We start from the raw sequence: 15,874 nt of genomic DNA on the forward strand, positions 1-15,874 counted from the left end.
ATACAGGCGCGTGACGAGGCCCTTGCTGACGATCGGCGGCGGACTGCTGCTCGCGGTTGCCTACACCGCCTCGCCGCTCGGCCTGCTGTTCCTGGTCGCCGCGCCGCTGCTGTGCCTGCTCGCCGGGCGCGGGCTCCCCGAACACGAGCGGCGCATCCTCACCACCATCCTCGCCTCGGCGCTGGTTGCCCGGCTGCTGGCAGTGATCGCCCTGTTCGTCGTGGGCATTCCCTACCACAGCGATCTGGCGGTCGGCGCGCTCAGCGGCGACGAGGCGTACAACCTCGGGCGCGCGCTCCGCATCCGCGACATCATGCTCGGCTTCGGCGGCACCCACTACGACTACTTCGTCGCCACCGACGAGTACGGCCGCACCAGCTATCTCGAGTTGCTGACCCGGCTGCAGGTGGCCTTCGGCCCTGCCCCGTATGGCTTGCGGCTCGTCAACGCCCTGTTGTTCACGACCGGCGCCGCGGTCCTGTTCCGCACCGTCCGGCCCGCATTCGGGTTGATCCCCGCCTGCCTGGGACTCGTCGGGGTGCTGTTCCTGCCGTCGGTGTTCTACGCGTCGATCTCGTTGTTGAAGGAATCGCTCTACTTCCTGGCGACGAGCGTAGTGCTGGCGGCAGCCGTCCGCCTGCTGAGGGGCCGCGGGATTGCCGGCATGCTGCTCGCGCTCGTCGCGATGGCGGGGAGCCTGTGGGTGCTGGACGACCTTCGGCGCGGCGCCATCGTTCTGGCCACGGCCGGCATCGCCACGGCCATCGTCTTGCGACTGGCGACGGCATCGCGGCAACGGGCCGCCTGGGCCCTGGCCGGAGCGGTGATCGTCGCGGGCGTCGCGGTCACGCAGCCGCCGTTGAGCGACCGCGTACTCGGGGGCGTGACCGGGCTGGCGCGCCAGCATTCAGGCCATGTCTTCACCGTGGGCCACGCCTACAAGTTGCTGGACGCGGGCTTCTACATGAACCCGGCCACGCCGGCGTCCTCGTCGATCACGTTGACGCCCCCGCAGGCGGTGCGCTTCGTCATGCGCGCGCTGGTGAGTTTTGTGCTCACGCCGCTGCCGTGGCAGGCGACCTCGCGCGGCGAACTGGCCTTTCTCCCCGAGCATCTGCTTTGGTATCTGTTGCTGGCGACCGTGCCCTTCGGCCTGGTCGCGGGATGGCGACGTGACCCGTTGGTCACGGCCGTCCTGATTGGATTTGTGTTGCCCACGGCGCTGGTGCTGGCCTTGACCAACGGTAATGTGGGAACGTTGCTCCGCCTTCGCGGACTGGTCACGCCGCACCTGATGTGGATCGGCGTCCTGGGAATGTGCGTGATTGGCGAAGCGCTGGTCGCACGCCGGCGCGAGACCACTGGCCGGCAGACGTGGACGCCGGCACCTGAAGGGACCGTGGCATGAGCGTGATCGACGAACAAGGCCGGCTGTTTGGTCGCGTCAACCTCATCGACGCCGCCGTCGCGCTGTTCATCCTGGGGCTCATTCCCCTGGCCTACGGCACGGCACTGCTGTTTCAGCCCGCGCGTCCCCGCATCGACTCGGTGACGCGGGTGGACATCTCGAACGAAGAACGCCGCATCGTCGCCGGCGGCAGCTTGCTGGCGGCGAAGCTGAAGATCAAGGGCACGGGGTTCAACCCGATGCTGCGGGCGCAGATTGGCGGAGCACCGGCTTTGGCGTTCGTGTTCGAGAATCCCAACTCCGCTGACGTGCTGGTCGGACCGATGCCGCCTGGCGCGCACGATCTTGTCCTGATGGATGGCGTACAGGAAGCCGCCCGCGCGAACGGCGCCGTGGTGATCGACAACCCGTCGACCCGCACGCTGCATGCCGAGGGATGGCTGACCAACCTCACGCCCGAGATGGCCGATGGTTTCAAGGTCGGCACGGCCTTCGCCACCCATGAAGTCTTGATGATTGGCCCGTCGCGACCGGCGCGGTCGCGCATTCGCATGGGGGCCATGGAGGCCGACGTGCCGATCGCGGGGCGGGTCGAGCGAGCGACGGTGCTGGCGTTGCACTGCGACCCGCAGGGCGCCGACTTCAGGACGGGTCAGGAGCCCTGCATGATCGGCGGTCAGCCGGTCGCCGGCACACCGCCGGTCACGGTCGTGCTGCCTGGCAACATCGGGTTCTCGATTGCAGAACTCTTCCCGCCCACGCCGCCGGCGCGCGGCCGGGTTGTGGTCCGGCTGGATGGCGCCGTTGACGGCAGCGTGATCAAGACTGGCGATCGCGATGCGCTGCTGGACGCTCGTGCCGCCGTGATCGTCACCTCCGGCGGGCGCGACGTCAGCGTGGAACTGGGGCTGGATGAATCCCGCGAGGGCTGGCGCTACCGTGGCCGCCTGGTAACGCCGGGTGCGCCGTTTGTCTTCAACGCCGGCCGCTACGAGGTGCGTGGCGAGGTGCAGTCGGTCACCGCCAGCGCTCCCGCCGGAGCCAAGCCGTGAGCAGTGGCGAGTTTCCCGCACTAAGTGATGCCGCCAACCGCAGCCTACTTGTCGGGGCGGCGAAGACCGTCATCACCGTGCTGGCTGCAGCCGCGGACTCGTCCGCAACCTGGCGATGGATCAAGGGCCGGCGCGAGGCCTTCGTCCACCTGACGGCGATCGATCGACTTCGTTGGTCAGCGATGACCCTGGGGTGGGCGATCGTTCTCTACTGGGGTGGGTTGGCGGTGATGCCGCCTTACACCGCTACCGGCCTGCCGCGACCGTTCTTCCTTGCGCTGGTGATTATGGCCTGGCTGGTCGCGGGTAACGCCGCGACGGTCGCGCGCGCGTGGTCCACGTCTCGCGTCGCGCGGATGGTGCGTTGGCTCGTTACGTAGCCGCTCGCTCGCCGCGCATCCGCAGGTAGAGATCGACCTGCGAGCCGGCCAGCACTAACCGCAGCAGCAGCCGCCCGAGGATAAGGGCCTGCCCACCCACCACGAGTCGCCACAGTGTTGGCACCGATCCGCCAGGAATGAATTCGCTGGCCGCGTATCCGCCGAACAACACCGCTAGTCCCACGCCGTTGAACAGCAGCAGCACGGCCACGGTGAACCAGCGCTGACGAACGAGCCCGGCGGCGTCGCGCACCGCCTGCGGTACTGTCGCGCGCCCGAGGACAATCGCCAGTTTCGCGAAATCGAGTACCTGCCCCAACGTCAGCAACAGGCTGCCAAAGACCGCTGCCAGGGCCAGGCGCCAGTAGAACGCCGTGCGTTCGAGCGCACCGGCGGTCAGCCAGTCATACAGCGGTCCGAACATGGCGGCATGCAGCGTGAGGTACAGCACTAAGTACGCCAGGCCGCCGGCGATGCCGAGCCCCAACAGCGGTACGACAGACCGGCGTGACGCGGCGATGGCCGCGCGAGCGCCAATCCGGGTCCCGGCAGCCAACCGCGTGATGACACCACCCCAGACCGCGGTCCAGCACACAAAGAACACGACGATCGGCGCCAGGAGTGGCAGCGGCGGGGCCGAGCCATCGAGGACCGCGGCGAAGTTGCCGATTGGTGCGGCCACGCCGAACACCGCGGGCGTGAGAAACCGCGCCGGGCGTGGCGCATGCACGAACACCTCGTCCATCCAATCGATGTCGGGGGCGGGCGGGTCGTTGGCCTCAACCACCGCCGGAACATCCGGGGCGGGCAGGCTGCGCTGCAGCCATGCGCCGAGCGGAGCGGCGACGACCAGCGTGAGCGTGTAGAGGACCAGCAACGCGCCTGGTGCGCACACCACCCGCCACACGCCGCCGAACCAGGTGCGAAGGGGCAGCATCAGAAAAAGACCGCCGACGACAGCAGCAGGTCCTGCAGCCAGGTGGTCCAGCGGACAGCCCATGGCAGAGATGCGGCGAGTGAGGCCGGGGCCAGGGTCCGGGTGTTGTTCAGGCGATTGGCGTCGAGCAGCAGGGTGCCCGCCGGGTCGATGCGCGCCGCGGTTGCCGGCGCCGGCCCGTGGTAGACCAGCGTCTTCTCGGTGGCCCGGCCGTCCCAGTGGTCCTCGCTGTGCTGGCCATCGGCAAACTGCACTTCGATTTCGAGCGCCCGGCCCGACTCGAACGGCCCCACGGGCGCCAGGCTGGTGCCGGCAAACACGGCCTCGCCCAACCGCTGCAGCACCACCGTCGTGCGATAGCACGAACCGGCGCCGCAGCTGCCGGTGTCATCCGGCACGCTGGTCAGGTCCGCCACCGCGTAGTCGTAGATCCACGACTGCCCAAACGCCTGATCGACAAACCACGACAGGTCGCGGTCGGCGGCGTTGTCAAGGATCTCGAAGAACATCGCCGCGGTCATCGTCTGGCCCGCGTAGCGGCGCGCGGCGGCGCTCAGGGCGCGCTGCAGCGCCGGCCATCCCAGGTAGCGCTCGAGGGTCGTGATGGCGGCGGCGGACTTTGCCATCTGCATGGGGCGCGCGGTGGCCGAGGGATCGCGGAGGTCGACCGCCGGATGGCGCCGGAAGACAGGACGATTGATGCCGGTGGTCTGTCGATCGAGCCTGGCCGCGCGAATGGCCCACGGCACCAAGCCGCCGAACCAACGCGTCTCGAGCAGCGAATAGTTGAGGCGCTGATGGCGCCGATCGAAAATACGCTCGAGGGTGCGGCTCTGGGCGTACTCGACAAGACCGTCGGCGAGATAGCGATCGGGCATGACCACCAGCGTGCCCCACCACTGGCGGGCAATGCCGCGCGCCACCTGGGCCTCGAGGGTCAGCGACCGCTCGGGTTGCAGCCAGCGCGCGCGAATCGGCACCACGCCGGCGATGGCCGTGGTCGTCTCGGGCGACTGCCAGGGCACATCGATGATCGTCAGGCGGTCGTATGGATAGGGCGAGAACCACGCGCTGTACTGATCGATCGCCTCGCGAGCCGCGTCGGCAATCCGGTCCGCGTGCGCGGTGTGATCGGGCTGGAGCCAGATTCTCAGTTCGCAGGTAGCTCCTGAGGCGAGGGTCAGGGGAAACTGGCGCTCGACCCACGCGCCGCCCAGCGTGGCTCGAAGCTTGTCAGCCGCCGCGGGATCGAGCGTGGGCGCTCCAACTTGCGCACCGGCCGGCGCAGCGACCGCCGACAAGGCCACCACCGCCACGACCAGGCGCCACGCGCGCGCGAAAGATTTCAGCTCGAAATACAACGCTGCTATTCTAACGGCAGGTTTCCGACGCCGGTATGCCTGACTTTTCCCGTCGCGACTTTCTCAAAGCTGCCACCGTCGGTGCCCTGACCACGACCGGGCTCACCGGACGCGAGGCATGGGGACAGACGCCCACCCGCGAAGTGCTCTACAACGGGATTCGGCTTGGTTCGCCGTGGCCACCCGATAATCGCTACTTCTCACCCGATCCCATCACGCCGCCGTACCTGGCAGACCCGCCGGCGGTGATCCCAATCGACCTCGGCCGGCAATTATTCGTGGACGACTTCCTGATCGAGGAGTCATCGCTCGCGCGCACCTTCCACAAAACCCAGTATCACCCGGGCAACCCCGTGTTGCGGCCAGAGACCAAGTGGGAGTATCGCGACGAATACGCCGACCGCACTGAGACCAAGCCCAACCCGGCGGCTATGCCGTTCAGCGACGGCGTGTTCTACGACCCGGCCGATCGGCTGTTCAAGATGTGGTACATGGGCGGCTACAGCCTGAACACCTGCCTGGCGCTGTCGAACGACGGCATCTCCTGGGAGCGTCCCGAGCTCGACGTCATCAAGGGCACGAACATCGTCTTGACCCATCCCCGTGATTCGAGCACGGTGTGGCTGGACCACGAGGATCGCGACGGCGGCGGGCGCTTCAAGATGGCGTTCTACAACGGCAGCGCGGGCGGGCTGCTGATGTTTACCTCTAGTGATGGCGTGCACTGGCGCCAGGTGGGCAAGTCGATCAACCGCGGCGATCGCTCGACGTTCTTCTGGAACCCCTTCAGGCAGGTCTGGGTCTTCAGCTTGCGCGACGATATCAACGGCAACGAGCGTCATCGTCGTTATTACGAGAGCCGCGATTTTGCCACGGCGCGGTGGAACGCCGGCGAACCGCCGCTGTGGATCGGCGCCGATCATCGCGATCGATGGCGGCCGGAATACAACTCGCCGCCCGAGTTGTACAACCTCGATTGCGTCGCCTACGAGAGCATCGTGCTCGGGCTCTTCACCATCTGGCACGGCGAACACAAGTATCGCGAGAAGCCCAACGACATCAGCGTCGGCTACAGCCGCGACGGCTTCCATTGGTCGCGGCCGGACCGCGAAGCCTTTATTGGTGTGTCGGAAACCGAGGGCGACTGGAACTGGGCCAACGTGCAATCGGCCGGCGGCTGTTGCCTGACCGTTGGCGACCGCCTCTACTTCTACGTCAGCGGACGCCAGGGCGAGCCCGGCACCAATCGGCCCGGCGTATGCGCCACCGGCCTGGCGACCTTGCGCCGCGACGGCTTCGCCTCGCTCAGCGACGATGTCAGGACGCCGCAACCGGTGCGGGCGCGCCAGTCGCCCCCGGGCAGCGTGACCACGCGGCCGCTCCGCTTCTCGGGCGGGAACCTCTTCGTGAATGCCGCGGTCACCGGCCAAATGCGCGTGGAAGTGCTGGACCGGGAGGGCCGCGTGATCGAGCCATTCTCCGCAGCCAAGGCGGTTCCGGTCACTGGCGATGCGACCCGGATTCCGGTGTCGTGGCAATCGGGCGCGTCGCTGAAATCGCTCGCGGGCGAGATCGTCCGCTTCCGGTTTATCCTGACGCGCGGACGGCTGTATTCTTTCTGGGTGAGCGCCTCGGCCACCGGTGCCAGTGGCGGGTATGTCGCGGCCGGCGGCCCCGGCTTCCGCGCCGGCCGTGACGTGTGAGCCGATTCGCGACCGCTGAACAGCCCAAGACACCGCCGCGCATCGTTGCGGCGGAGCCGTGGCTGGCGATCGTCGTGGGAGTGGTGTGGTGGGCCGCGATGTATCCGGGCCTGTTCGGCGAAGACTCCCTCATCACCCTGACCGAGGCCCGCGACGGCCCCGTCACCGCCTGGTTCACGGCGTGGTGGGTGATCCTGATCGACCTCATCACCATGGGCACGCGTGCCATACCGCTGTTGACGCTCGCCGGGGTGGTGGTGCTGGCGTGGTCCACCGAGCAATGGGCGGCGGCGACATTTCCGGCCGGTCCCGCCCGCGCGTGGGCCGTCGTCTTCATCTGCGCCACGCCGCTCGTCGGCGCCCTCGGGATCCAGGTGCGTCACGATGCGTGGATGACGGCGGGCCTGCTGCTGTGCGTGGCCGTGCTGGTACGTACGGGCGGGCGGCTCGATCGGTTTCGCGCGGCCGACTATGGGCAGTTGGCACTCGCGATGCTGCTGATCCCCACGCGTCACAACGGACTGGTGACGCTGATCCTTGCAGCCATCGGCGGTCTCTGGGTCTTTGGCCACTCGAGAATGCGCTATCTGGCTGTGCTCACGACCGTCGCCCTTGGCGTCTTGGGCGTCACGCAAGCGGCCACGCGAAGCGCCGGCCTGCCGCATAGCGTGGACCCGGCCCAGGCGGTCGAATGGCTCATGGCCGATGTCTCCTGCTTGCTGACCCAGGACGGCGTGGTGCCCACCGCTGACGAATGGGCCACACTTGAAACCATCGCGAGCCGGACCGACTGGCCACAACCGCGGGCGTGCAACTTTGTCAGTCCGCTGTTCATTGCGCCGACCTTTCGCATCGCGCAGGTGGAACCCAACATCGGCCGGCTGATTCGCACCTGGCTGACGCTTGGGCTCCGCTATCCCGTCCGCATGACCCTGGTGCACCTGCGCCGGGTGTCGTTGTTCCTGCCGCCGTTCATCGTCGGCCTGCAGGATCAGGCTTACACGCCGTTCATCCACTCCACGATCCTGCCGAATGATTTCGGGCTGACGTGGGCGTTTCCGAGCGCCGCCAATCTCGCCCGGCAGCCGGCGCGAGCCTGGAACGCGCTGCGACTGGTGTTGGCGAACTCGGCGGTGTGGCTGGTGTTAATCGCGTTGGCGGCGTGGAAACTGCGGGGCCTTCGTCATCAACTGCTGCCCACGGTGGTCATGGCGGCGGCCTTGAATATGGGCCTGGTCGCCACGGCGCCGATTTCAGAGGGCCGCTACGGGCTGTTCATCCTGATTTGTGGTCAGGTCACGCTGGTCTATTGGTGGCTGGAATCGCGGCAAGCCCGGGGAGTCTCGCGAGGGTGACCGGCAAGCATACCGGCGCGGCCATGGCTCTGGTGTTGCTGCTGGCGGGCACGCCCGCCGCCACCATCCTGCGCCGGAACTAGGTTCGCCGGCGGACAAGCGTCGACAGACACTGCGCGCCCACCGCAGCGATGATGGCGGCAAAGGGCGTGATGTAGAGCGCACGCGCCGGAATCGGCGCCTCAGCGGTCAGGGCGGCCGCCAGCGGCGCCACGGCCAGGCCGGCCAGCCACAGACGCGTCAGCGGCGTCGTCGGTTCCCGCAACAACGCAAAAAGGCCCACTGGCAGCAACACCATCACGGGCGGAAACAACACCACACCGGTCAGGAACAGGAAGGCCGGATTGAAGTAGTCCCAGTAGACCTCCGACCGCGCCGTCAGCCCCACCCAACTGGTGATCTCGCGCGCGCCTTGTAGCACGTTGTAGCGATCGGCGTCGTAGAGGTGATGGCTGTTGATGGCAATCCGCAGTGGTTCGGGATCACGCAGCCACGTCACCGCCATTGGCGAGGCGCATGCGAAGAACGCCACCAGGCACAGTGCCACCTGGCGCGACGATGCTGCACGGGCGTGGATCAAAATAGCCAGCGTGATGACAAAGTAGGCGGGCATCATGACGACGGCGCCGAGCGAGGTGTATAGGCCAAGTCCCAACGCCGCGCCGGACGCCATGGCCCATTTCCAGGTTCGTGCCTCGGCCCACAGCGAGGCCATCAATAGCCATGCGGTCACGGGCAACAGCGGCAGCAGAGCCACCGGGTTGCTGGCGGCCAGGTGCCACAGCAACGGCGTGAGGAAGAAGATCGCGGCCGACAGGACGGCGAACGAGGTAATGCCGGGCACGGTGAATTGGCATTGTAGCGTCCGGACCTCCGGCCTCGCGGGTCACGGCGGCAAGTTATTTCTGGGCTTTGGGAGAGAACGGCACGACGGTGGCGGCCGTCGCCGGGCGGGCAGATTCTTCGGAGATGATCTCTTCGAGGGCGACGTGAATGCGGGTTAGGCTGACGGCGTGTTCGCGGCAGATCGTCTGCAGGTTGTGCAGGCGCTCGGGTGACACCTGCGGGCTGGCGATGATCACCAGGTCAACCGAGCGCGTGCTGACCAGCAACGAGAGCGCCGCGAAGTTCCCCAACACCGGATAGCCACCGATGCGAGTGCCGGCTCGACGCGGATCCTCGTCGATGAAGCCCAGGACGCGCAGCGCCTCATCGCCGTGTTGCGCCAACTGGGACAGCGCCAGCGTCCCGCCGTCTTCCGTGCCGTAGATCGCCACCCGCCGGCCGGTCTGCCGCTGCCGCTGGAAGAACTCGCCAACCAGACGGAACGACGCTCGCGAGAGTGTGACCGCCAGCAACAACAGGATGGCGTAGATGGCAAACACTGACCGCGAGTAGCTGAAGAAGCGATAGGCGTAGAGGATGATGATCTGCGTGGCCATGGCGCCAAACACGACGCCACGCGTGATCACCAGCGTGTCGGCCAACCCGAAATGCCGCCAGACGCCGCGATAGAGTCCGACCACGAAGAACGCAATCATCTGGACCGCGACGATCAACGGAAACGAGGCGGTGAAGTTCTGGAAGTTCTTCATGAAGTCTTCCGGATCTTCGAAGCGCAAGCGATAGGCCGCGTAGTAGCACGCCGACACCAGGCCGAAGTCGAGCACCACCTCAGCCACCCGGCGTTTGTAGACCAACTCCACGAGCAACGGCGTCAACACACCCTGTTCAACTCGGGTGTCACCCTCTTCGTAGACCCGGATGCTGAACAGGTAGACGGCAAAGAGCGCCATGGCCAGCACGAACGCGCCCGCCGACAGGGCGGCGGCCCCCTGGTTGAAGTAGTCCAACCGAATGCCAATTGCCCCGCCGGCCGCCGCCAGCAGCCACAACACCGCGACGGCCTGGCGCTCGCTCAGGCCAATCGCCACCAGCCGATGCGACGAGTGGTCGCGGCCGCCTTGCGCGGCCGAGCGGCCCGCGAGGATGCGGGACACGGTCACCAGGGTGGTGTCGAAGATGGGGATCATCAGCACCAGCACGGGCGCCGCGATAATCGAAATGACGTCGGGACGCGCCAAGGAATCGGCCCCGGTCGACAGTGTCGCCGCAGCGAAGCTGAAGCCGAGAAGGAGGCTGCCGCCATCCCCCATGAAGATCGACGCGGGGTGGACGTTATAGACCAGGAAGCCGGCCGTGGCGCCGCACAGGATCGCGAGATAACGGACTTCAGGAGGCACCGGCGCGCCAGGCGACAGCGCCTGCAGGAGACCGGCAATCAACGCGACGCCCGCAATCAACGACACCCCGGCGCACAGCCCGTCCATGTTGTCGAGCAGGTTGAACGCGTTGGTCAGACCCACGACCCACACCAGCGTGAAAATGGCGTCGAGGGTCATCGACTCGAACCAGTTCAACCGGTAATTGAAGAACAGCAGCGTCGACGCCAACGAGATCTGGGCAATGAGCTTCGTCGATGGCTTGAGGTGCAGCACATCGTCCACGACCCCGGTCAGGAAGATCAGCATGGTGCAGATCAACAGGACCGGCAGTTCCCAGGCGATGCCGAACACCAGGGTCGCGGCGAGCAGGGAAAGGCCGATGGCGACGCCGCCGAACAGCGCGACGGGCTTCTTGTGCCAGCGGTCCTCGCGCGGTTTGGCCACGTAGCCCAGCCGCATCGAGGCCCACCGGCAGGCCGGGACGAGGACCAGCGACGTTCCGAAGGCAAGCAGGAACGGACGCCAGAGAGCTTCGATCATGTAGTGGTCGGGGGCATGGTACCCCGAAGGAATGACGGGAGCAACTGGAGCCAGCGCTCGAAGGTGATGAGCGCCCACAGCCGCTGGCCTTCGTTGGCGCGGCCGGCATCGTGGCGTTCGACGGTGGTTCGCACCACGGTCGCGTCTAGATAGTCGCGATAGCGCGCCTGCGGCGACAGCAGCAGGTCGTGAACGTAACCCTTGAGCTCGCCGCGGAACCAGGCGTCGAGCGGCACGCCGAAGCCGGACTTGGGCCGGCGATCGACCTCGGCCGGAATCAGGTCGGCAAACGCATCGCGCAGGATGGCCTTTGACCGTGCGCCGTCGAGCTTGAACCCGTCGGGCAGGGTCGCAACGTATTCCATCAACTCGCGGTCGAGGAACGGGGCGCGGGTCTCGAGCGAGTTGGCCATCGCGCAGCGATCGACTTTGGGCAGCAGGTCGTCTGGCAAATACGACGAGAAGTTCGCCAGCAACAGCTGACTGAGCGGCGAGCGGCCGGCCATGCCGTCCCTGACCCCTTGCAGGTGCTGCAGTCGATCGATCGAGTGCGGCGCCCTGCCCAACAAGGCTTCGAGATCGTCGTAGAAATAACTGTTCCAGCGAGTGACCCGCTCGTGCAGCGGCATCCCGAGGGCGCGACCAAACCGCGCTAACCGTGAACGCCAATGCCGCTCGTTGGCACCACCAGGAATCTGCGACAACAGCGCCGCCAGCGGCGCACGCAGCGGACCCGGAATCTGGTTCGCCGTCAGTGCCGCACGAAACCGCATGTAGCCCGCGAACACCTCGTCACCACCGTCACCGGTCAACGCCACCGTGACATGTGCGCGCGTGAGCTTGGCGACCAGGTAGGTCGGAATCGCGGACGAGTCACCGAAGGCGCCATCGTGATGCCAGATCAGGCGGTCCAGCAGATCGAGGGCCGACGGGCGGACGCGAAACTCGGTGTGGTCCGTCCCGAACCCCTGCGCGATGCGGCGCGCCACCGGCGTCTCGTCGTACGCCTCGTCGCCCTCAAATCCAATGCTGAAGGTCTTGAGCGGCGCCACGCCAAGCTGGCGCATCACGCCGACGATCACGGTCGAATCGATGCCACCGCTGAGGAACGCGCCGAGCGGCACGTCGCTCATCAGCCGGCGCTTCACCGCGGCAGTCACCAGCTCGCGCACGCGCGCCGTGGCCACCGCGCGATCGGGCGCCGTGCGGGCGACCTCGGCGGCGGGAGGGTAGGTCAATGTCCAGTACCGGCGGGACGACAGGCCACCGTCACGGTCGATGGTCACGACCTGCCCCGGCTCGACCTGCCGGACGCCACGATAGAACGTCGCCGGCCCAGGGACGTAGCCGTAGAGAAAGTATGGGGCGACAGCCTCGCGGTCGATCTCGCCCTGGAAGTCCGGATGACCGAAGAAGGACTTGATTTCCGATGCGAACAGGATTCGCCGGCCGTCGTGGTGGTAAAACAGCGGCTTCTTGCCGGCGCGGTCGCGGGCCAGGAGGAGGCGACCTTGGCGCTCGTCCCAGATCGCGACGGCGAACATGCCGTCGAGCCCGGCAATGCAGTCGGCACCGCGTTCTTCGTAGAGGTGAACGATGGTCTCGGTGTCGGAGTGGGAGCGGAAGCTGTGGCCGCGCGCGACCAGGCCTTCGCGCAAGTCCAGGTAGTTGTAGATCTCGCCGTTGAACACCACCCGCACCGAGCCGTCTTCGTTCGGCATGGGCTGGTTGGCCGGGGCGCTGAGGTCGATGATCTGGAGGCGCCGGAAGCCGAGGCCGGCCTGTCCGTCGGGCGCCACATACCGGTCAGCGTGGTCAGGACCGCGATGGGCAATGCGATCGCGCATGGCCTCGAGAGCACCCGGGTTCACGGGCGCGCCGTCAAATCTCAACTCTCCGCAAATGCCGCACATCGGGGATCAGTCCTGGGGAAGCGTCTGCTTCAAGTGTTCGAACAGCACTTCGGCCTTCAACTGGTTGGCGTTGCCGATGGCATGCGCCTCGGCCAGCGGCATCTCGGACGGCTTGACGCGCATGAACGCCGGGTAGGCGCTCACCGCCGGCGTGCCGACGCTGAACAACTGCAAAAAGTAGTCGTGTTCGATCGCCTTGCCGTCGTAGAAGAAGTCGCCATCGGGGCAGACTGGTGGGATCAGGTTCAGGAAGAACATCACCTTGTAGGCGCCTTGCCGGTTCAGCTCCTGGAACTCTCGCACGGCCTCGACGAACGAAGGCCAATCAGGTCGAGCCTGTATTTCCGCAAGGTCCTCGGCACTCGGCTTCATGCCGTCGGGGCACGGTCGCGCGGCTACTTCGGCGTCGGTGAAGCGCGTGAACGGCGTGATCTGTTGACGAGCCGACTCGGCCAGCCTCTCGGTACTGGCCTGCATCCGCTCTTCGCTCTCGAGGTTCTCGAAGCGCAGGCGCGAGGCTTCGCTGCCCGACAGGCGCCAGGCCGCGGTGAGCACCACGCGCTTGTAGAACTCCACCGAGTACCAGTGGCGCTGCAGGAACGCCATGGCGCCGCTCGCGGCGCGCCGGCCCATCCCCGGCGTCGCCGGGGGCTCGTTGCCGATGATGTCGTTAATGTAGAAACCGACGATCACCAGGTCGGGTTGATAGGCGGGGCCGAGCTCGCGCAACTGCGCCAGCTCCTGGCTGGTGTTGTAGCCGGGCACGGCGAGGTTCCACACCTGCCAGTCGGTTTCGGGCTGCCACTGCTCGAGCATGCCCTCCAGCAGCGATGGGTAGTCGTGCACGGCGCCGTGGCCGAACGTGACCGAATCGCCGAGCATCAGGATGCGGAACGTGTTGGGGCCCTTCCGCAGGTCGTACTCGCGCGTCGCGCGGAAGCCCAGGCTGTTGGTGCGCACCGGCACGCCGGCAAACCAGCCTTGGTAATTTTCGCCCAGCCGCAGTCCACGCACCGGGTCAGAAACGAAGAAACCGGGCGTGCCCTTCTTGTCGTCCCACGACCAGCGGACCCACGCCTCGATCAGGATCGCGAACACGATCGCGCTGACCACCACGGCCGGCAGGCTGAGCAGCAGCAACCGGCGCACCTTCGGGTTCACAGCCAGCCGCGCCACCAGTACGACACGACGGCGGCGTATTCCCAGACGATGCCGCGCACCTGTTCGAGGCTGGCGCCCACGCCGTGCTCGTAGAACTGGCTGCTGAAAGGCGGCGTCGGGATCACGGTGACGTCAGGCGCCGCCTTGTGCCACACCATGGTGGCTCGCCGCATGTGGTACGGCGAACTGACCAACAGGATGCGCGTCCATTGGCGTTCGCGCAGGATGTTATTGGTGAAGGTCACGTTCTCGCGGGTATTGGTCGCCTGCTCCTCGAGCAGGATGCGGTCGGCCGGCACGCCCTGATCGATCGCCAGCGCCCGCATCACCTCGGCTTCCTTGAAGCTGAAGACGTAACCCGAGGAGAGAATCAGTGATGGAGCGTAGCCCGCCTTGTAGAGGTCCACGGCCTGCTTGAGCCGTTCCAGGTGACCGCCGCCGGCCTTGCCGGACTCGCCGACGCCGCCGGCAAACACCACGATCGCATCGGCTGGTTGCGGTGGATCGGACTTCTGCAACGGGCTCGCCGCCCACCACAACAGGGGCGTGTAGAACACCAGCGCGTATACCACCGCCACTGCCACGAGTCCTTCGACCGTCCGGCGCCGCGCAGCGGTGTACATCCGGCGCAGGCGTTCTTCCCAGCCCTTGCCACCGGTGTCGCGCCGGGTGACGGCCTCATCGATCAGCGTCCACATCGCCTGGATGCGGCGGTCCCAGCCGTTCGAGCGCGCCACGGCCACGCGCCTGGGACGGTCCTCCACGCGGGGGGCATCAATCGCCGACGAGGTCGCCTTCGCAAAGGCATCGGCGTCTGGCGCCACCTGCACCAGCTCGCCATGCTCCTGGTTGAAGCGGCGGATCTCGACGAGGTCGGTGGCCACCACCGGCACGCCCATCACCAGGTATTCGTTCAACTTGGTTGGATAGACGTTGGCCGTGTAATCGGTAATGCGGTACGGCACCAGGCCGACATCGAACCCCTGCACGTAGCGCGGCAGCTCCGCATGGGCACGCTGGCCGAAGAGATGAATATTGGGCTCGCGCTCGAGCGCCGAGACATCCACTTGCGGCGGTCCCACCAGCGCGAACGAGACGTGCGGCAACCGCCTGGCGGTCGCCACCAGCAGCTCCTGGTCCACCCACTGGTGCAAGCCGCCGACATAGCCGGCGACTGGCCTGGGCAACGCCTTGAGATCGTCGGGCACCCCGCTGCCGGCCTCGCGGACGCGGTCGAACGCCTCGAGGCTGACCCCGAACGGAAACAGGTGCACCCGCTCGCTGAGCTGCGCGGCTCGCTGCCGGAGCTTCTCGGAAGTGACGAACACCAGGTCGGCCTCGCGCAGCAGCTGGTCTTCGCTCGCGGTGATGCGCCGGGCCTCCGGGGAACTCGAGGCCAGGTCGTCGATGCAGTAGTAAATGGTGAGCGCCGGATCGATGTTCTGAATGAGGTCGCGGGCCAGGGGCGTCGGCAAGAACGTCCAGACGATCGGCTGCGCAAAACCGGTCGCCCTCATCCAGCGCGACAGGCTGCGCAGCATGATGTGCTTGTTGACCCACCGGGCCACCCGCGAGTACGGCAGCGGCAGCACCATTGGCGAATGCAGGAACAGATTGGGCCGCTCTTGCCTGAAGCCCTTGGTCCCCTTCCACCAGTTCATGGCCCGCTTGCGGACGCGTGAGATGTCCCTGACCGAGGGCCGCCGCACGCCGGTGTTCTCGATGAACAGCACCCGGTGGCCGTCGGCGGCGAGCCGCGACATGATCTCCTGGTGGCCTTGCCAGATGAAATCCCAGTCGATTGAGGAGATGCAGAGGATGTCTGGGCGGCGGTCCATC

12 protein-coding genes are annotated in these 15,874 nt (G+C 66.8%); 5 read left to right on the plus strand and 7 right to left on the minus strand.

What is annotated here, in order from left to right; translation table 11 throughout:
* The first annotated feature begins 10 nt into the window (after window positions 1–10).
* Genes Q8T13_00185 through Q8T13_00195 form a run of 3 tightly spaced genes read left to right on the plus strand, consistent with a single transcriptional unit; the run spans window position 11 to window position 2,840 of the window.
* The gene (locus Q8T13_00185) at window positions 11–1,408 is read left to right on the plus strand and encodes a hypothetical protein (protein ID MDP3716167.1); all 1,398 of its coding nucleotides are present in this window, start codon (window positions 11–13) and stop codon (window positions 1,406–1,408) included.
* Window positions 1,405–2,460, plus strand: coding sequence for a DUF4330 family protein (locus Q8T13_00190; protein ID MDP3716168.1), 1,056 nt, complete (start codon window positions 1,405–1,407; stop codon window positions 2,458–2,460). The genes Q8T13_00185 and Q8T13_00190 overlap by 4 nt, the downstream gene beginning before the upstream one ends.
* Complete coding sequence (locus Q8T13_00195; protein MDP3716169.1) at window positions 2,457–2,840, plus strand: hypothetical protein; 384 nt, start codon at window positions 2,457–2,459, stop codon at window positions 2,838–2,840. Before Q8T13_00190 ends, Q8T13_00195 begins: the two co-directional genes overlap by 4 nt.
* Here the strand turns inward: Q8T13_00195 and Q8T13_00200 are convergent.
* Together Q8T13_00200 and Q8T13_00205 are read right to left on the minus strand one after the other, a co-directional pair.
* On the minus strand, window positions 2,833–3,777 hold the full coding sequence (locus tag Q8T13_00200; GenBank protein ID MDP3716170.1) for a hypothetical protein: 945 nt from the start codon (window positions 3,775–3,777) through the stop codon (window positions 2,833–2,835). The two genes, Q8T13_00195 and Q8T13_00200, sit on opposite strands and share 8 nt — an antisense overlap.
* A complete protein-coding gene (locus Q8T13_00205; GenBank protein MDP3716171.1) occupies window positions 3,777–5,138 on the minus strand; it encodes a hypothetical protein in 1,362 nt (453 codons plus the stop codon). The genes Q8T13_00200 and Q8T13_00205 overlap by 1 nt, the downstream gene beginning before the upstream one ends.
* Window positions 5,139–5,173: 35 nt before the next feature.
* Here Q8T13_00205 and Q8T13_00210 point away from each other — a divergent pair, with 35 nt between their 5' ends.
* Together Q8T13_00210 and Q8T13_00215 are read left to right on the plus strand one after the other, a co-directional pair.
* A complete protein-coding gene (locus Q8T13_00210; GenBank protein MDP3716172.1) occupies window positions 5,174–6,841 on the plus strand; it encodes a twin-arginine translocation signal domain-containing protein in 1,668 nt (555 codons plus the stop codon).
* Entirely contained in the window at window positions 6,838–8,196 is a 1,359-nt protein-coding gene (locus tag Q8T13_00215) for a hypothetical protein (protein ID MDP3716173.1), read from the plus strand. Before Q8T13_00210 ends, Q8T13_00215 begins: the two co-directional genes overlap by 4 nt.
* Window positions 8,197–8,275: 79 nt before the next feature.
* On the opposite strand, the gene Q8T13_00220 is transcribed toward Q8T13_00215, so the two are convergent.
* Genes Q8T13_00220 through Q8T13_00240 form a run of 5 tightly spaced genes read right to left on the minus strand, consistent with a single transcriptional unit; the run spans window position 8,276 to window position 15,873 of the window.
* Window positions 8,276–9,040 carry a hypothetical protein gene (locus tag Q8T13_00220; protein ID MDP3716174.1) on the minus strand — a complete coding sequence of 255 codons (765 nt, stop codon included), beginning with the start codon at window positions 9,038–9,040 and terminating at the stop codon, window positions 8,276–8,278.
* 55 nt (window positions 9,041–9,095) lie between these two features.
* On the minus strand, window positions 9,096–10,961 hold the full coding sequence (locus Q8T13_00225) for a glycosyl transferase (protein ID MDP3716175.1): 1,866 nt from the start codon (window positions 10,959–10,961) through the stop codon (window positions 9,096–9,098).
* Window positions 10,958–12,874, minus strand: coding sequence for an asparagine synthase (glutamine-hydrolyzing) (asnB, locus tag Q8T13_00230; protein MDP3716176.1), 1,917 nt, complete (start codon window positions 12,872–12,874; stop codon window positions 10,958–10,960). The genes Q8T13_00225 and asnB overlap by 4 nt, the downstream gene beginning before the upstream one ends.
* A gap of 6 nt (window positions 12,875–12,880) precedes the next feature.
* The gene (locus Q8T13_00235) at window positions 12,881–14,050 is read right to left on the minus strand and encodes a GDSL-type esterase/lipase family protein (GenBank protein ID MDP3716177.1); all 1,170 of its coding nucleotides are present in this window, start codon (window positions 14,048–14,050) and stop codon (window positions 12,881–12,883) included.
* Entirely contained in the window at window positions 14,032–15,873 is a 1,842-nt protein-coding gene (locus tag Q8T13_00240; protein MDP3716178.1) for an ElyC/SanA/YdcF family protein, read from the minus strand. Before Q8T13_00240 ends, Q8T13_00235 begins: the two co-directional genes overlap by 19 nt.
* Window position 15,874: the final 1 nt, after the last annotated feature.

This window comes from Acidobacteriota bacterium (assembly GCA_030697165.1).
Classification (GTDB): Bacteria; Acidobacteriota; Vicinamibacteria; order Vicinamibacterales; family UBA2999; genus 12-FULL-67-14b.